This is a genomic window from Sphingobacterium thalpophilum (assembly GCF_038396785.1).
Classification (GTDB): Bacteria; Bacteroidota; Bacteroidia; order Sphingobacteriales; family Sphingobacteriaceae; genus Sphingobacterium; species Sphingobacterium thalpophilum_A.
Genome location: NZ_CP151087.1, coordinates 2,046,213 through 2,065,820, shown reverse-complemented (window position 1 = coordinate 2,065,820; position 19,608 = coordinate 2,046,213). Strand labels below are relative to the sequence as shown.

The 19,608-nt window shown below is 42.2% G+C and carries 11 protein-coding genes; 10 read left to right on the top strand and 1 reads right to left on the bottom strand.

From position 1 onward, the window contains the following. Positions 1-5: 5 nt before the first annotated feature. The 7 genes from AACH28_RS09240 to AACH28_RS09210 all read left to right on the top strand — a co-directional run bounded on the left by AACH28_RS09240 (position 6) and on the right by AACH28_RS09210 (position 10,807). Complete coding sequence (locus AACH28_RS09240) at positions 6-131, top strand: hypothetical protein (protein ID WP_286802355.1); 126 nt, start codon at positions 6-8, stop codon at positions 129-131. Between the two features lie 97 nt (positions 132-228). Then, positions 229-2,484: a GH92 family glycosyl hydrolase gene (locus AACH28_RS09235; protein ID WP_341832767.1), complete on the top strand. Its 2,256-nt coding sequence runs from the start codon at positions 229-231 to the stop codon at positions 2,482-2,484. Positions 2,485-2,886: 402 nt separating this feature from the next. Continuing rightward, positions 2,887-6,000 carry a TonB-dependent receptor gene (locus AACH28_RS09230; protein ID WP_201639549.1) on the top strand — a complete coding sequence of 1,038 codons (3,114 nt, stop codon included), beginning with the start codon at positions 2,887-2,889 and terminating at the stop codon, positions 5,998-6,000. A gap of 9 nt (positions 6,001-6,009) precedes the next feature. Then, complete coding sequence (locus AACH28_RS09225; protein ID WP_286802362.1) at positions 6,010-7,626, top strand: RagB/SusD family nutrient uptake outer membrane protein; 1,617 nt, start codon at positions 6,010-6,012, stop codon at positions 7,624-7,626. Positions 7,627-7,943: 317 nt separating this feature from the next. Further along, complete coding sequence (locus AACH28_RS09220) at positions 7,944-9,134, top strand: erythromycin esterase family protein (RefSeq protein ID WP_341832766.1); 1,191 nt, start codon at positions 7,944-7,946, stop codon at positions 9,132-9,134. A gap of 4 nt (positions 9,135-9,138) precedes the next feature. Next, the gene (locus AACH28_RS09215) at positions 9,139-10,044 is read left to right on the top strand and encodes an ATP-binding cassette domain-containing protein (RefSeq protein ID WP_341832765.1); all 906 of its coding nucleotides are present in this window, start codon (positions 9,139-9,141) and stop codon (positions 10,042-10,044) included. Next, positions 10,037-10,807 (top strand): ABC transporter permease, encoded by a 771-nt coding sequence (locus AACH28_RS09210; RefSeq protein WP_341832764.1) that lies wholly within the window; start codon positions 10,037-10,039, stop codon positions 10,805-10,807. The genes AACH28_RS09215 and AACH28_RS09210 overlap by 8 nt, the downstream gene beginning before the upstream one ends. Positions 10,808-10,837: 30 nt before the next feature. Here the strand turns inward: AACH28_RS09210 and AACH28_RS09205 are convergent, their stop codons facing one another. Next, entirely contained in the window at positions 10,838-13,591 is a 2,754-nt protein-coding gene (locus tag AACH28_RS09205; RefSeq protein ID WP_341832763.1) for a substrate-binding domain-containing protein, read from the bottom strand. A gap of 292 nt (positions 13,592-13,883) precedes the next feature. On the opposite strand from AACH28_RS09205, the gene AACH28_RS09200 reads away from it, so the two are divergent. The 3 genes from AACH28_RS09200 (at position 13,884) to AACH28_RS09190 (ending at position 19,568) form a co-directional block, all read left to right on the top strand. Continuing rightward, complete coding sequence (locus AACH28_RS09200) at positions 13,884-15,206, top strand: sugar porter family MFS transporter (RefSeq protein WP_075991614.1); 1,323 nt, start codon at positions 13,884-13,886, stop codon at positions 15,204-15,206. A 199-nt stretch (positions 15,207-15,405) separates the two neighbouring features. Beyond that, complete coding sequence (locus tag AACH28_RS09195; RefSeq protein ID WP_088160623.1) at positions 15,406-16,356, top strand: carbohydrate kinase; 951 nt, start codon at positions 15,406-15,408, stop codon at positions 16,354-16,356. Positions 16,357-16,442: 86 nt separating this feature from the next. Further along, positions 16,443-19,568 (top strand): TonB-dependent receptor, encoded by a 3,126-nt coding sequence (locus AACH28_RS09190; protein WP_341832762.1) that lies wholly within the window; start codon positions 16,443-16,445, stop codon positions 19,566-19,568. Positions 19,569-19,608: the final 40 nt, after the last annotated feature.

Genomic DNA, 19,608 nt, shown 5'->3' with positions numbered 1-19,608 from the left:
GTGAAATGTCACAAAAAAATGGCGAATTCACCGATGGGCTTCGCTCTATCTGCGTAGACCGCTTAGAGTACAATAAGGACGGCAGTATCAAGAAGGTAAAGCAGACTGGATTATTGACAGGTCCCAAATAATCGATGGACACGAAGACGATATGTTGCCAAAAAAAATTAACTTTAGGGGCGGAACAACTGTTTCGCCCTTAAACCATCGAACACTTAATTGTTTAAAATGCTAACGAAGAATATCAAACGTAAAACCAATACATTGTTACGCACAATATGCTGCTGTTCTCTTCTTTCGGTCAGTATGCTAAAAGGTTTTTCCCAAGCTAAAATGACGAAAGATTATGTTGACTATGTCAATCCTTATATGGGCAACATCAGCCATTTATTGGTGCCAACCTATCCAACAGTCCACTTGCCAAACAGCCTTTTGCGCGTTTATCCTGAGCGTGGAGACTATACGTCAGACCGTCTGTTCGGTCTGCCGCTTATCGTTACCAGCCATCGTGGAAAATCGGCATTCAATCTTAGTCCCATGGTGAAATTGCCAGGCAGTTTGAAACCGGTACAACTGTATAGTTACGATCAGGAGGAAATACATCCGTATGCCTATTCGGTGCTGTTGGATCAGGAGAATATTCAGGTAGACTATGCGCTGTCGCATCAGTCGGGGATGTATACCTTTACGTTTCCAACAACTTCTACAAAATATCTTCAGTTCAACTCGCAGGAAGGAAAACTTCAATGGGACGGACAGGGACTTTCGGGTACACAGGATATTGGTAATGGAACGCATGTGTATATTTATGCTATTCCCGAATCCAAGCCTGTTGCGGTAAAGCGACTGCAAGGCCAACAACTTGAAAATGCAACAGAAGCTGTTGGTAAGAATTCGTGTATGGTATTGGAGTTCAATCAGGCAGGGACTAGCTTGCGCATGAAATATGGTGTTTCATTTATCGATGTCGCACAGGCAAAAGCCAATTTAAAGCGTGAAATCAGCGACTTTGATCAAAAGAAGCTGGCTGAAAAAGGCCGTAAAATATGGAACGACGCTTTAGGTAAAATTGCCGTGGAAGGCGACAATGAGTCCAATAAACATGTGTTTTATACCTCCTTATACCGCACCTACGAAAGGCCAGTCAATATTTCTGAGGATGGCCGTTATTATAGTGCGTTCGACGGTAAGGTCCATCAGGACGAGGGCAAACCTTTTTTTACCGATGACTGGATCTGGGACTCCTACCGGGCACATCATCCATTGCGGGTACTGTTAGAGCCTGGCACAGAATCCTTGATCCTTAATTCTTTTGTCCGGATGTCTGAACAGATGGAGCAGCCTTGGTTACCTACTTTCCCTGAGATTACGGGTGATAGTAGACGGATGAATTCCAATCATGGTGTAGCAACTTTGTTGGATGCTTACCGCAAAGGAGTACGTAATTTTGACATCAAGAAAGCCTATCTGGCAGCAAAAGGTGCGATTACAGAAAAGACGCTAGCTCCTTGGTCGGGAAAAGCCGCGGGGAAATTAGACGAATTTTTTAAGGAGAAAGGCTATATTCCAGCATTATATCCAGGTGAGAAAGAAACGATACCAGAAGTAAACGGTTTTGAACGGAGACAGCCTGTCGCTGTAACCTTGGGTACCTCTTACGACTTATGGTGCTTGGCACAGCTTGCTCAAGAATTGGGTAACCAGGCTGACTATGATCTCTTTATGAAGCAATCTTTCAATTATAGAAATCTTTTCAACGAACAGACCAAATTTTTCCATCCCAAAGATGACAAAGGAAATTTTATCATGCCTTTTGATTATGTGTTTTCTGGCGGACAGGGAGCACGGGAGTATTATGGTGAAAACAATGCGTGGATATATCGTTGGGATGTACAGCACAACATTCCGGATCTGATCAAATTGATGGGGGGAAATGAATTGTTTGTCAAATACCTTGATGAGATGTTTCAGCAACCTTTGGGTCGGTCGAAATTTGATTTTTATGGGCAGCTTCCCGATCATACAGGTAATGTTGGACAATTTTCCATGGCGAACGAGCCGGCTTTGCATATTCCTTATCTCTACAATTACGCCGGACAACCTTGGATGACACAGAAACGGATACATAAACTGATCGGTGAGTGGTTTAGAAACGATCTTATGGGGGTACCGGGCGATGAAGACGGTGGAGGGATGTCAGCTTTTGTGGTCTTTTCCCAAATGGGCTTCTATCCTGTAACACCAGGTCTGACTTCCTACAGCATCGGCTCTCCATTTTTCCAGAAAGTGAGCATGCAGCTTCCTAATGGCAAGTCTTTTGTAATTATCGGCAAGAATGCATCTGCAAAAAACAAATACATTCAATCGGCGAAATTAAATGGGCAGCCGCTGAACGTTCCACAGCTGACCCATGCCGACGTGCTGAAAGGTGGCACATTGGAATTTGTGATGGGGGATAGAGCAAATCGAAATTGGGGAAACTAACATAGCTTGCTTACCAGCATAATCACGCCAGAAAGTAAAAAAGTAAAAAGCGCTGTTGATCATCGATCAACAGCGCTTTTGTTATAGATAGTTGTTTTCCATTAGCTATTTACAATTAACCCAATTAATAGTCCATTAATAAAGTATTAATGGAACATATAAGTATTTGTTTTTAATATAACAACAGCGTTTCAGCTTGGATGCAGCCGGTTGCATTGTTTTTTATACTAAAAAAGTGACAAAGTGAATTTCAATAAATAAAAGACAATCGATTGCGTTATTTGCGCAATCGATTTCGTGACACCATTGTTTTGTTCCCATAAAATATCCCTCTAATTTAACGTACTGAACCAGTCACTCTAATACTAAACTGACAGACTCAATTTTACTAACTATTTAATTATGATTTCAAAATTTACAAGTAACCAAAAGGTAAGCCTGCTTGCTATTGCTCTTCTTGTTGCGTCTTCGCAAAATTTGTGGGCCGAAGAAATGCCGATTGCATTTAAACATACAGCAAAAGAGGCCGCTCAGAACCAAGTTACCGGGAAAGTAACCGCAGAAGATGGTCCTCTTGCGGCTGCGACTGTTTCGGTCAAAGGGACATCGGTATCGACATCGACAGATGCAAAGGGAACATTTGCAATTCGAGCTAAAGCGGGAGATATTTTGCTTGTTAGCAGCGTTGGCTACAAAACCAAAGAAGTGACAGTTACAGGAACGACCCTATCAATTCAGCTGGAAAGTAATAATGAGGCTTTGGAGGAAGTGGTCGTTGTGGGATTCGCTAAACAAAAGAAAGTAAATCTAACTGGTGCTGTACAGGCGATCACGTCAAAGGATCTACAGGACCGTCCCGTTACAAATGTATCCTCAGCGATCCAGGGTAAATTTTCGGGTGTAACAATTACTCAAAATTCAGGACAGCCCGGTAAAGACAACGGTACGATCCGAATCCGTGGCCTAGGTACTATCAATAATGCAAATCCGCTTGTTATTGTCGATGGAATAGAAAGCTCGATGAATAACATCAACCCCAACGATATTGAAAGTGTTTCGGTACTGAAGGATGGACCTAGTGCAGCAATTTATGGATCTAAGGCTGCAAACGGCGTTATCTTGATTACGACGAAAAAGGGCGGTAGTGGCAAGCCGCAATTGAATTATACAGGCTATGCCGGTATTCAGGATCCAACACGTCTACCGGAATATATGAACTCTTATGACCATGCTGTCATCTTAAACGAGGCTCTTAAAAATGAAGGGAAGACGCAGCGTTTCTCCCAGCAGGATCTAGAACTTTTCAAAAATGGATCTGATCCGGACGGTCATCCCAATACAGATTGGTTAGGGTTGTTGTATAAAGGGTCAGGTTTCCAGCAATCGCATAATTTGCAGGTTACAGGAGGAACAGAAGATGTGCAGTATATGGCTTCCGGAGGCTATCTAGGGCAGAAAGGTGTTATTAAAGTAGCGAGTTCGGACCGGTATAATTTACGCACAAATGTGGGGGCAAAAGTGTCTTCCAGGCTTCGATTTGATTTAGGGCTGGCGTATAACTATCAACGTATTACCGAACCCGTAAACCCTTATACAGGTGACATGGCACAGATCTTTAGACAGGTAAATCGTATTCCTAGTTTTATTCCATACAAATATAGCAATGGTGTGTATGGTCGTGGTAGCGACGGTAACCCAATCGCTTGGATGGATCTGGAGGCAAAGGACAATATGATCAATAAACATACGCAGGTCAATTTCTCCGGTGAATTTAAGATTATGGATGGATTGAAGATCAAACAAGTTGTTGGCTTTCAACCGATCGACAATATGTCTTCCAAATTCGTCAAAGACATCCAATACTATGCACCGAACGGTGATTTGGGACCTAAGCAAGGGGTGAATAATCTGACTGTTTACAACTTTCAATCTGAACGATTGACTTTTCAAACCTTGTTGACCTATGACAAAAAGATTGGTGACCATCAGATCAATGTTTTAGGTGGTTTTATGGATGAAACATTCCGTGCGGATTACTCCAGTGCTTATGCACAAGGTTTCTTAAATAATGATTTTTCAGAACTGAATTTGGGCAGCAAAGACGGAATGAAAGTCGATGGGGGAGCCAAAAAGCTAATATTACGCTCTTTCTTCGGTCGTATCAATTATGCATTTGCGGATAAGTACCTATTGGAAGCCAATGTGAGACGTGATGGAACATCGCGATTCTTGGGAAGCAATCGTTGGAGTACATTCCCGTCTTTTTCAGCAGGATGGCGTATTTCTCAGGAAGATTTCTTTAAAGAATCCTCGTTGTCTGATGTAATCTCAGAATTGAAATTAAGGGGCGGTTGGGGTAAACTAGGAAACCAACAATTAGCGGCAACATCAGACAATTCATATCCTTCTTCAGACGCTTATTATCCAGGCTTATTTACCATTTCTCCTGGTTATAACTATTCTTTTGGTGGTGAGATCAGTTCCGGTGGAGCCATCGTAGAATCGGCAAACCCAATATTAAAATGGGAGTCAACGACAAGCACCAACATTGGTTTGGACCTGAACTTCAAAAATAATCTAGGCTTTGTATTTGAATACTTTGACCGTAAAACTGATGGGGTATTGTTAAAACTGCCTGTATCGAACTTATATGGTCTTCCAGCACCTTACCAAAATGCAGGGAAAGTACAAAATAATGGGGTAGAGCTACAAGTAAATTATCAAAATAGTATCGGAGATTTCAAATATAGCATTGCCGCAAACGGTTCTTATATCAACAACCAGATTAAAAAATGGGCGAGCGACGAACCACAGGTCAATGGAACTTTCTATATCTATGAGCAGGGCCGACCAATCCGTTCGTTTTATGGCTACGAAACAGCAGGAATCTATCGTTCGGATGAAGAATATAAAAACAGTGGCATTCAAGGCGTAAATGGAACTGTAGGTGCTGGTGATATTATCTATAAAGATCAGAATGGCGATAAAAAAATCGATGGAAATGACCGTGTATATCTAGGTTCGCCTGATCCGAAATTCATCTTTGGTCTGACGTCCAATATGAGTTATAAAAACTTTGATCTGAGCCTATTCTTCCAAGGGGCCGCTAAAGTACAGGGCTATCTTTGGGGTGAAGCCATTGGCGGGATCTCGGGATCTGATAAACCGACAACCATTTTTGCAGATCGTTTCAATGCAGAGACCAATCCAAATGGATCGATGCCGAGGGCATTGACCAGTTGGTCACAAAATAGTCCTTCAGGCACTCCTTCCGATTTTTGGATACAGAATGCAAGTTATGTCCGCTTGAAGAACATTACCTTCGGTTATACCTTACCAAAAACGTTTACGGATAGAATCGGTATTAAAGGGGCCAAGGTATACTATAGTGGGCAAAACCTCTTAACTTTTACTGGTTTTGCTAAAGGATTTGATCCGGAGGCTCCAGCGGATTCTAGAGGTAATTACTACCCACAAGTGAAAACAAATGTGTTTGGTCTTAACGTAAACTTTTAATTGAAAATCATGAAACTTAGAAATATAACGATTGCATTGAGCGTAGCCACCTTATTGTTCTCTTGTCAAAAACTCGATCAGGAACCGTTGGATGCCTATAATGCCGATAATTTTTGGAAAACGGAAGCAGAAACCGATTTTGCTGTAACAGGTTTGTACAGCGGTACAAGGGGAAGCGACGGTAAGCTGGCCGAAGGATCTGCTTGGGAAGACGGTACACAGATCTTTTACATGGACTGTACTTCGGATAACTCCAATAGTGATTTCCCTTGGGAAGGATTCCAAGCTTTGGGAAATGGGACGGCAACACCGACAAACTCTGGAAACGCAGAGGCACGCTATACGTACGAGCATATCCGTCGTGCTAATTATATCCTTGAAAATATTGAAAAATCGCCGGTTAATGCTGAAAAAAAGAAACGGCTGACCGCTGAGGTACGCGTCATACGCGCATATAAGTATTTTGATATGGCGACCTTATTTGGGGGAGTACCTATCATTACGAAAACTTTGACCACAGAAAATTCGTTCGTGCCTGCAAATACGCAAAAAGAAGTATTGGAATTTGTGGAAAAAGAATTGAAAGAAGCTGCTGCAGATTTGTCGTTTGCTAAGGGTGGCGGCCGTATGTCCAAAGGTGCTGCCCTTGGTTTATTGGCGCGCTGTTATGCTTTTGAGAAGAAATACCAGGATGTCATCAATACAACACAGGAGATCATTTCTTCGGCTAATTATAAATTATTCGATGATTATGCGACCTTATTTGAAGAGGCAAATGAAAATAACAGTGAGGTCATGATGAATATCGAATATTTGGTAAATATTCAAGGATATACTTCACTTGGTATTATGCTGCCCAATTCAATGGGGGGATGGGGGTCTATTGTACCAACACAGAGTCTGGTAGATGCTTACGAAACTGCCGATGGACAGACTATTGGCGAGTCAAAATCTTATGACCCTGCCAGTCCATATGAAAAAAGAGATCCACGCCTGGGCGCAACAATTGTTTACCCAGGAGCACTGTACAATGGTAAATATTTCGATCCATTAAATCCGAAATCGGAAGATTATCCATCTGGTCCAGATAATGCATCCAGCACAGCTTACAACTATAAAAAATATATCCAAAATCCGAGCAGTTATGCGAACATTTGGAACGTAGGTACCAACATTATTGTGATGCGTTATGCCGAAATGCTTTTGTTAAATGCGGAAGCAAAGATTGAATTGGGGATTATCGATAATACCGTATATGATAATATCGATCTAGTTCGCCAGCGCGCTAAGATGCCAAAAGTAGACAAAGCCGTATACAGTGGCCAGAGCAAACTGCGTGAATTGGTACGTCGTGAGCTGCGTGTAGAATTCGCCGGAGAAGGACGTCGTCGCTTTGATATTATTCGTTGGGGAATAGCCAAAGACGTAATGAATGGTCCTGTAAATGGCGCGCTGTCCAAAGGTACGGTGGATCCTAAAACAGGCAAGGTTACCTATACTTCGTTAACTGATCGTTTTTTCTCTGAAAATAGATCGTTCAAAGCTGGAAAAAATGAATTGTGGCCAATTCCACAAGCTGTCATCGATAATAGCAAAGGAACGTTGAAGCAAAATGTAGGGTATTAATTTTCTCCTGCTATATTTTTTACGAAGCAAGCAAGCAAGCAAGCAAGCAAGCAAGCAAGCAAGGCGGTTAAGTGTTATACTCACTTAACCGCCTTTTTATTGTCATGTTATATTTCTAATTTTTTTGTGTAATTTTTTGTGGAAAAAGAAAAAATGATCATCTTATATTAAGTATGTCCTACTTTAGCGCGATACGCAGTAGACAGATCAATTATGAATTATATAAGCTGAAATGCATGAGAGGTGTTTTATGTGCACTTGCGATAACTACAGTTTTAATTTTATCGTTTAATAAGCTTGTCTATAATGATACGCCCATGGCGAATCATGCAACATTATTAACCGAAGTGAATCGCCATAAAAAAGAAATCAAAAGTATCTTGATGACCGATAGTAATTTTTCGGATCTACGCTTTTTTGATGCTACGCTAAAAAATAATAGAATTTTGATGTTGGGTGAAATGCTGCACAATGATGGCGAAACTTTCAAAGCGAAAGCCAGACTCATCCGTTATCTGCATGAGCATCTCGATTATGACGTAGTTTTATATGAGGCAGGGCAATATGATATGTGGATGATGAATGCACAGATGGATACCCCTACGAGTCGGTCTCAAGTAAAAACGGTCGGCGGTATCGGTCTATTTGACTTTTGGTGGCAAAATGAGGAAAATCAACTGCTCTTAACTTATTATAAAAATACGAAAACATCCCAGAATCCTATTTCTCTCGGTGGGTTTGATATTCAGTTTTCGGGTAGGGAATTGTCTGATAAGCGGGCGAAATTATTAGAAGATTTCTTAGTCAAAAATGGGATTGATTCAACCAAGTATCCTTTATTGAAAAAAAATAGAAACAAACTGGAATACCTGACATATGAACGTTTTGCCAGTAAACGGCTCAATGCGAACGAAAAAAAACAGTTTCTGGCAGAACTGGATGAGTTGAACCGTAGGATCCGCAGCGGCGTAAAAGACTCAGAACATTTGATCTATAGTCGGTATCTGTCTGATATGAAAAACAACTTTGACAAATCTTGGCGCTTTAAAACTGGGTCGATGCAGAGCATGCATTTTAGAGATTCACTGATGGCGGAAAATCTAACCTATCAGATCGCTTCGCTTTACGCCGGCAAAAAGATTATCGTCTGGTGTGCCAATATCCATAGTTTTTCTGCCCCATACAATACAGATTATCGACCGCTCGGGACTTATATAAAGCGTAAATATGGAGCTCAAGCGTATAGCTTGGACTTTACCTCCTATGGACGATACGATAAAACTGGCCGTGTTGTCGATAGAGTGGGTAAGTTGGCAGTGGAAAATGTATTTCATGCCACTAAATCACCCTATTTCTTTTTGGATCTTCGTCAGTTGCCCAACAATAGTATGTTAAAACAGCGTTTTAGTTCAGTCATTAATCAGGGGATTGATGAAGAAAGAAAATGGCACGAGTTTATCGATGGCATTTTCTATATCGATATCAATAAAGATTCAATTTACCGCTAATAGCATGGAAAGTATCTTAACACAACAACTTAGTTTTAAAATAGGCACAAAAACAATCTTGGATAATATTAGCCTACAAGTTCCAGACAGGAGTATTTATGGATATCTCGGCCGAAATGGGGCGGGAAAATCCACAACAATCAAATTGCTTTTAGGTCTTTTGGAGGATCAGGCAGATACGATTTTTATTCAGGGAAATAGTCTAAAGGCGCATCCCGCAGGCGTTTATACCAATGTTGGAAACTTGATTGAGGCCCCATGCTATTATACGAAATTGACCGTTTTTGAAAATTTAAAGTACTTGGATATCATCCACAAAAAAGGCAACAAACGCATTGATGAAGTATTGGAAATGGTAGATCTTCATCGGGAAAGGAAGAAAAAAGCCAGTGCCCTGTCCATGGGGATGAAACAGCGGCTGGGAATAGCGATGGCGATTTTCCATGATCCGCAATTGCTTATCCTGGACGAACCATTAAATGGTCTCGATCCACAGGGAATTGTCGAAATGCGTAATTTGTTTTGTCATCTCAACGAACAGGGAAAAACGATCTTTCTTTCGAGTCATATTTTGAGTGAGCTTGAAAAAATAACAACACACATTGGTATCATTGAAGGCGGGAAAATGATTTTTCAGGGAACCAAACAGGAGCTGCTGGGACAGGTTGACCGAGAAGTGTACCTACGTACAGCCAGTCCCGAAGCAACAGCTTCGGTTTTAAGAAATAGCGGATTTTCTGGTGTTAAAATCGAAGGGGAAAACGTTGCCGTCACTATCGGCGATGATCTGCAATTTGGTTTTATGATCAAATCTTTGGTCGAAAAGCAGATTGCTATTTATGGGCTGGAATCCCGTGGTGCTGACCTTGAACAAATTTTTATAAACCTAATCGCTCGTGCAAATGGTTAATACATTTTATACTGCTTTTTTGTCTGAAAAGTACAAACTTCTTCGTAACAGGGAAATTTTTGGGGTCTTGATCGCACCTATGCTGCTCATTTTTGCGATTAGCGCTTATATAATCTATGACATTGTCAATTCCGGTGGTGCCAGCGCCATTCCAAATCCCTGGAAAGTCTTATTGGGTCGATATGTATTTCAATTTTTTTATCTACTCTATCCCATTCTTGTCGCTTTGTTTGTATATGCTTGCTGTGATGTGGAGTATAAGAATAACAATTATAAAATACTCTTTACTGTGCCCATCAGTAAATCGAATATTTTCTTTTCCAAAGCCGTCTTTATCCTGCTGACCTTACTGTTTTCAATACTCTTTGCTTACGCTGCATTTCTGATCAGTGGTTATCTGCTCAGCCTGATTTACCCCGTACTGGGGTTTCAGAATTATGATTTTAGGGTCGTAATCTTTTATACGTTTTTGAAACTTTTTATTACGCTCTCGGCTATCGCTATGATTCAGCTTGCCCTAAGCCTATTGTTCAGAAGTTTTATCTACCCAATTGGAGTAGGCATGTTTATGTTGGTCTTTTCCGTGCTTGTCGCACAGAAAAGTTTTTCGGATTTTATCCCATATACAGGGGCTTATAATGCGGTAAGGAATATCTTATCCGAGAATGATTCCTTTGCACGGCTCGATTACTGCAACATGGTGATGGTTGTTGTATTTCTATTGATCAGCTTTTATCTATTTAAACGAAAGAGGCAGTTTTAACGTTTCGTTTGTGCATGTCCCACTGATCGGCTATTTTTTGTCAAGTTCTTTTTTATAGGCGCTTGGTGACTGTCCATATTTCCTTTTAAAGGCCGACGCGAAGTAAGATGCTGATGAAAAGCCGACACTACTAAATATTTCGTTGATGGTTAGACCCTCAGCCATCAGGCTTTTGGCTTTCTTTAATCTTCGTTCCGCAATATACTCATTGACACTGCAGTCGAGCAGCTGTTTCACCTTACGATAGAGCTGAACACGTGAGAGATGGAGGTCGTTGGCAATCCCGTCGACGCTTAACCGCTGATCCGATAACTTGGATTCGACAATGGCGGAGAGATTGTTTAGGAATCTTCTGTCGCTATCGTTGACCTGTTCGGCTTGAGTACGCTCAAACTGTTCGACGTTGCTGCTATATTTTTCTTTAAGCTGATGACGCGATTGAAGAATATTTGAAATACGTATCCGCAGCAGTTCGGCATTGAATGGCTTAGTCATGTAGTCATCGGCCATTAATTTGCTCCCCTCAAGCATGGTCTCCTCGTTGGCAAGTGCACTCAGTAAGATGACGGGAATATGTGCGGTCTGATAAAAGGCTTTGATGTCTTTCAAAATATCCAGTCCGCTTCCATCAGGAAGCATAATATCGGTGATCACCAGGTCTGGAAAATGTGTCTTCATCATACTAGTGGCTTGCTGGGCATCCTTCGCCAGAAACAGGTTGTAATCCTGTTCCAATAACGAGCGGAGATAGTCTCTGATTTCATCATTATCTTCGACGATCATAATGCTCTTCGATTTGTTGGATCGAAAAGAAAGATTGTTGTCTACCACCTTTGCTGTCGTGTCCAGTAGATCTTGTTGCTGAAACAATGGTTTTTCTCCACTGTCGAAACCGGCCAGTTCAGCAGGTTCATAATGACCGTTCCCAATTGGCATGCGGAGGGTGAAGATCGATCCATGGCCGGGCTTGCTGCTCACGGTGATCTGGCCATGATGCAGTTCGACGATCTGTTTGCTGTATGCGAGTCCGATTCCGGATCCGTTACGGCTGCCGGCTCCTTGGTAAAAAGGATCAAAAATATGCTCAATATCAACCGGCGCAATTCCCAGACCATTATCCAAAACCCGTAGATAGAAATAGTCTTTGAAATTGTTTTCTTCCAATATAATTTCAATTCTGCCACTTGCCGCCGTATGTTTGATCGCATTGGATAATAAGTTGGATAGGACCTGTTCCATGAGGTATTCGTCCATCCAAACCTCTTTCAAACTTGTTTTGTTGACATAACTGACCGAGATTCTGTTTTTCTTAAATAGCGGTTTGAAACTACCTATTACCTGCTGGATGAATGGATCGATATAAACGATAGACGCATGTAACCTAATTTTTGATTTACTGATTCGGTGGATATCAATGAGGTCGGTAACCAAACGCTGTAGTTTTTTTGCATTCCGCTTGACGCGCGACAACTGTTCTTTGACTTCTTCTGGCAGGTCTTTTCGTAATTCAAGGTCCTCGATAGGCGCTATAATAAGCGTCAGTGGTGTTTTAAATTCATGTGAGATGTTGGTGAAGAAATTATTCTTGATTTCTGCCGCTTGCTGGATCTGACTATTCATCTCGACGATCTGTTTTTGTTGCGCAAGGATCTCACTATTTTGGATTTCCAGATGTTTGTTCTTTTCCCAGTTGCTCCTGATCACGATAATAGAAATGCCACCAAAGACAACAGCAAGCACCAAGCTAACGACCAGTACATTAAGAACCGACTTTTGACTTTGGTAAATCTTATTCTGTTCCGTAATGAATTCCTGTCTTTTGTCTATATCGAGCTGCTGTTGCTTTATTTTATCCGACTGCAGGGCAAGCAACTCCGCGTTGGTTTTATCGATGACAGAGGTTGCGAGTATATTCTCGCGGCGGTAGTTTTGGTGGTTGATGATAGCCAAGGCCGTTCGAATGGCTTCGGCTCCGCCAGTGGGGTAGAGTATGGAAGCGAACATTTTGCCCTGTATGATCTGTTCAAGGCCATTTCCGGGACCAGGAAGGGCATCAACACCGATTATCTTAATGTCCTTTTTGATCTGGGCTTCGTCCAATGCTTTTTTTACCCCCATGGCCATCTGATCATTGAAGGTGAAGATGATATCACTCTGGATCATTTGGTCTATATGCCTACGCGTTTCCAAATAAGCTTTGTTTTTTTCCCATCCGCCGTGAATGATTCCGCTCGTTCGAATCCCTTTAGCATCTCCAATTTGCTGCATAAAGCCTTTTTCACGTTCTATGGAGGCGGATGTACCCGATAATCCAGTAACCAGGCCGATCGAACCATTGTTTTGTAAAATGGTGCGGCTATACTGGCCCGCCAGTTTTCCGATAGCAAGATTGTCTGCCCCCACATAGGCATTATATTGGCCTGAGGATGTCTTACGGTCAGTTACGATGACGGGTATATTGCGTTGAAATACCGAATCTACTATAGGGGTAAGGGGCTCGGCCTCATTTGGCGATACAATCAGAAGATCGATATCCTGTTTGACTAATTCCCGAATTTGATTAATCTGGACATTATTGTCGCCATGGGCATCTCGATAAAGAAAGTCAATATCCGGATTGAAGGAAAGTTCCCTTTTCATTTCTTCGAGCATGGTTTGTCGCCAGGCATCATTTCCGATACACTGTGAAAAAGCAATAATCCGCTTTTTCTTCTGGACCATTGGTTGGCATCCACAAAAAAGAAGCAGGATCAATATGCCACCATAAATGAAATATTTTCCCATGATTTTTTTCCCTTCAATATCCGAATATACATTATTTAGTTTTTTTAGGGTAACCTCGTCTTTGTTAGTGTATTCTTTACACTGATATGGAAACTTTCAAAAATGTATCATTTTCTAAATTTTCTGTTTAAAAAGTGAAAGTTTTAAAAAGTAATGCTGGTATAAGGTTCAGATTTTTAGTGTTTTAACGTTTTTTAAAAAATGTTACATAAATAAATGTTTTTGCGAAGCTCAAATTTAAGTTAAGATGAAACTAGGGTTAAATTTGGATTAATCAATTATAGATCATAACATGAACAAAAACACGGTACTAGCTTGGTCCTTTGTAGTGGCTTTAGGCGGATTTTTATTTGGATTTGATACAGCGGTTATTTCAGGAGCAGAAAAGGCCGTGCAGGAACACTGGCATTTAAGTGAGTTTCAGCATGGACTGACAATGGCCATCGCCTTGATAGGGACAGTTGTCGGCGCAGCATTAGGTGCACTGCCTTCCGATAAATTAGGCCGTAAAAATACCTTATTTGCTGTTGCAGCCCTTTACTTTATTTCAGCGATTGGTAGTGCACTGGCGAATGACTGGACGATATTTATTTTATTCCGCTTTTTGGGTGGCATAGGAGTTGGCGTCTCTTCGGTAACGGCACCAATCTATATATCAGAAATCTCCCCGGCAGCATCGCGAGGTAAGTTGGTCGGACTTTTCCAGTTCAACGTCGTATTGGGGATTCTGATTGCCTATCTGTCCAATTACTTTATCGGTCAGGTAGGGGAGGAGTCCTGGCGTTGGATGTTAGGCGTACAGTGTTTTCCGTCGTTGTTATTCTTCTGTTTGATCTTCCTCATCCCGGAAAGTCCGAGATGGTTGCTGCTGCACCGAGGGAATTTGGCCGAGGCAACGCGGATTATGAAAAAAATTAATTCGGATGGTTACGAGCTGGAGATTTCAAAAATTCAGGAGTCCAAAAACAATTCCGCAGGAGAAGGCAAACTCTTCGTTCGCGAAAATGCCAAACCTATTTTATTGGCCTTTTGTTTTGCGCTGTTCAATCAAGTCTCAGGTATCAACGCGATTATATATTATGCGCCCCGCGTATTTGAAATGGCTGGTTTAGGCTCACAGAGTTCATTGCTTTCGACAGTTGGTATAGGGGTTGTCAATTTTATTTTTACGTTGCTGGCGATCAATTTCATCGATAAGGTGGGCAGAAGAAAATTAATGTTGGTGGGCTCGATCGGGCTGATTGTTTCATTGGCACTCGTTTCACATGCTTTTTATACCAACCAAACGACGGGTTTTGCGATCACAATCTATCTGATGAGTTTCATTGCCTTTTTCGCATTCTCGCAAGGTGCGGTGATTTGGGTATTTATTTCGGAAATTTTTCCGAATGATGTCCGTGCCAAAGGGCAGACATTTGGTAGCTTGACACATTGGGTGATGGCGGCGATTATCACCTTTTGTTTCCCAGCCTTGACAGAAATGCTCGGTGGCGGGGGTACCTTCTTGATCTTTGCCCTATTTATGGTGCTGCAGCTTGTTTATGTGCTTAAGTTTATGCCGGAGACAAAAGGGAAATCATTGGAAGATCTTGGGCATACCATCAATCTACATTAGTCTTTAGCTGGACTACACCAATAGGTGTCGAAGTAGCCATGACGCGACTGGCGCCTATCGAAAGTTATTTAATCAAAGACAATGTGATAACATGTTGTGTGTATCTATTGTCAACATTGAATTTAAAGGGAAATATAATAATCAATTTGTTACTTGGTTTTTGGCGCTCGGCCGAAGCTTCGTATAAAAAGGAGAAAATATGAAAAACGGAGATAAATCAATACAGGGTATTTGTTTTGGCGAGGTTCTTTGGGACAATCTTCCTACAGGTAAAAAATTAGGCGGTGCGCCTTTGAATGTGGCTTATCACCTCAATAAATTGGGGGTTACGACGCGTATGCTAACGCGCATAGGGCGTGACGATAATGGTTACGAGTTGCGTAACGTATGTGAAGATCTGGGTATCCCGACCGATTTCTTCCAGTACGATGACCTGTTACCAACTTCAACAGTAGAGGTTTCGATCGATGCAAAACGCGACGTGCATTACGATATCGTTTATCCTGTAGCTTGGGATAGAATAGCGGTGGACAATGTTGTTCTTGAGGCAGTTGCAGCGGTGGATTTTTTGGTGTATGGTAGTCTAGCCTGTCGGGATGAAGTAAGTTTTCAAAGCTTGCTATTACTGCTGGAAAAAGCCCGCTTCCGGGTGATGGATGTCAACCTGCGTACACCTTATTTTGGTCCGGAAAAAATACATAAACTGTTGGGATACGCTGATTTTGTGAAAATGAATGCCGAGGAACTGCATGTTATTTCCGACTGGAATGGCGCAACGGATGCCTATACCGATCAGCAGCGTGTGGACTTGATCATGGAGCGTTTTGCAATTCAGGAGGCAATAGTAACCTATGGTGCAGATGGTGCGGTATATCATTATAAAAAAGACAATATCAGTTATCATTTTCCAGCCTTGAAAGTTCAGGTAGAAGATACCATCGGAAGTGGTGATTCTTTTTTGGCGGCTTTCCTGACCAAAAGGTTTCAGATGCAGGAAGGTGTTCAGCTGGAGGAAGTACTGGAATTTGCGGCCACCTTAAGTGGATTTGTGACACAGAGCCGGGGGGCTTGTCCTGAATATAACGATGAGGTCATCAATCGATTCCAATGGTTGCATCCGATCTTCAATGGAGCTCAGAAGCAACAGTAGGTAAACTGCTTCTTTACGAAGCAGTTTACCCGCTATCATAATCAAATAATCAATCTAAATCATTAACCATTTACTTATAACCAATTATGTTTACAAGACAGAAAGCAATGCTGCTCCCGTCTTTGGCACTTTTTTCTGTTGTCGCATTTGCGCAACAGACTGAAATCCGGGGAAGAATTACGGATAGTGGGACAGCAGCACCTATAGTAGGGGCATCTTTAGTGGTGAAGGGAACCACAATAGCCACCAAGACAAATGAAAAGGGAGAATTTGTCCTTCAGACTTCGGGCAATCAGGGTACATTGGAAATAAGCTATGTCGGCTATGCCTCCCAGACGATTGCTGTGGCAGGAAGAAAGTTCCTCGATATTCAGCTTGCGCCTACCGAAAAGGGGCTCGATGAAGTGGTCGTTACGGGATATCAAACAGAACGGAAGAAGGATTTGACGGGTGCTGTGAGTGTTGTTAATGTTGCTGAGATGATGAAGGCTCCGGAAAATAACCCGATGAAAGCGCTGCAAGGACGGGTAGCTGGTATGACAGTAACTTCGGATGGTAGTCCGAGTGGAGCGGCAACAGTGCGTATGCGCGGAATCAGTTCCATCAACAGTAGTCAGGATCCCTTGTATGTCATTGATGGAACCCCCACACAGGGAGGAATGCATGAACTCAATTCGAATGATATCGAAAGTATTCAGGTTTTAAAGGACGCTTCTTCGGCGAGTATCTATGGCTCGCGCGCAGCGAATGGTGTTATTGTCATCACGACAAAAAAAGGAAAGATGGGTGCCCCTAAACTTACAGTAGACGCCTATGCCACCAGTACGCATTTTAATAATCGCATGAAAGTGCTGGATGCCCAACAATATGGTCGTGCATTGTGGCAGGCCACCATCAATAATGGCGGAAACCCCAACGGAAATAATATTGGTTATCAGTTTGAATGGAATAACGACGCAAATGGCGTACCTCAGCTCAATACTGTTTTTGTTTCCAAGTATATCGACCGTGAACATACCATGTACGCTTCCGATACCGATTGGTTTAAGGAAGTTTCAAAACCGGGATTGCAACAATCTTACAATGCGACATTAAGCTCCGGGACAGAAAAATCCAGTTCCTTTTTCTCCTTAGGTTATTTGCACAACAATGGGACACTCCGTTACACGGATTTCCAGCGGATATCTGCCCGGATGAATGCCGATTATAAATTGTTTGATGGACGCTTGGTGGTGGGCGAGAATTTTACGGTAAACAATACCGGTGAAGTGCAGGTACCGGGCGATGTGCTTGACCTTTCGTTAAAAGCATTGCCCATTATTCCTGTCCATACAGTAGATGGAATAGGATGGGGTGGACCAGCATTGGGAATGAACGACCGCCATAATCCCATGCGTGTACTTTATGATAACCGGAACAATAAATATAATTATTGGCGGTTGTTTGGAAATGCCTATGCGGATCTACAGCTTATAAAAGGTCTGCATGTCCGCACCAGTTACGGTTTGGACTATAGTAATTTTTACAAACGTAATTTGGAAGTATCCTATCGTTCGGGATTTATGAATAGCAGCCGGAGTGGGGTTAATATGGAACAGTCCCATGGAATGAAGTGGACTTGGTCCAATACGGCGACATATCGGAAGGCAATCGACAAACATACAATAGATGTGCTTGCTGGTATCGAAATGAACCGTCAGAATGATATTAATTTTAACGCCTATACCGCTGGTGATGGTGCATTTGCCATAGAAACACCAGAGTATATGTGGCCAGGTGTGAGTACGGGTACAGCGGCAGTAGGAGGTGGCTCTACAGGCTTCTCGCTGCTATCCTATTTTGGAAAGGCCAATTATTCCTATGATGACCGTTATCTGGCTTCTTTCACCGTACGCCACGATGGCTCTTCCCGCTTCGGTAAAAATAACCGCTTTGCCACTTTTCCAGCAGTAACGGCAGGCTGGCGGATCTCTTCTGAACGCTTTATGGCAAGTACAAAAAATTATATTTCTGACCTCAAGTTACGTGTGGGATGGGGGCAGACAGGCAACCAGGGTATTGGTAATCTGGCTACCTATGCCCTGTTCGTCCCCGAATATGGTGTTGCTGATCCAACATGGAATATCGTGGACGGTACAGCATACGATCTATCGGGTGCAGGAACGGGAAAGTTACCATCGGGATACCGCAAAATCCAAACGGAAAATAATGATCTGAAATGGGAAACTACCACGCAGACGAATATAGGCTTGGACTTTTCATTGTTTAATCAAAGTCTCTATGGTTCGATTGACTGGTATGTTAAAGCAACCAAAGATATGTTGATCAATCCAGCCTATATCGGTGTGGTCGGAGAGGGCGGTTACCGTTGGGCGAATGGTGCCTCCATGGAAAATAAAGGTTTGGACATATCGGCCGGATATCGTAATAAAATAACCTTTGGATTGGATTATGATGTAATGGCTGTGTTCTCGACCTATAAAAACAAGGTGACACATTTACCCGAAGCAGTAGAAAACTCCTATGGTGGTCGTCAAGGAGACAATATTATCGGCCGGCCGCTGGGGTCATTTTATGGCTATGTCACCGACGGCATTTTTCAGAATCAGGACGAGGTGGATGCGCACGTCAATCAGACCGGTAAAGGGATAGGGCGTTTACGTTATGTCAACGTCTATGATGCGGACAAGCAGATCACCGATATGGACCGTACATGGATTGGTAGTCCTCATCCTGATTTTTCTTATAGTTTGAACATTGTGCTAAAATATAAAAGCTTTGACCTATCTGCGTACTTTCAGGGGGTACAGGGAATAGATGTTGAAAACTGGCTGAAAAAGCAAACGGACTTCTGGAGTGTGGACGACGTCAATTCCAATAAAGGTGTACGTCTGCTCAATGCCTGGACACCACAAAATCCAACGTCAACGATCCCGGCCTTACAAACAACAAATAACAACGACGAGGGCCGTCTGTCAAATTACTTTATCGAGAATGGATCTTATATGAAGCTCCGGAATTTGTCTCTGGGCTACACTTTGCCAACAGCAACCGCCGCACACCTACGTATGAGCCGATTAAGGATTTATGTAACTGGTCAGAATCTATTTACCGTTAAATCAAAAAATTTCACCGGTGTGGATCCTGAAAATGTAGGTTGGGGTTATCCAATTCCAACGACCTGGACAGCTGGGGTAAACATTGGATTTTAAAATGGGAGCGAAATAAGGCGATACACTTCTAAATAATTTA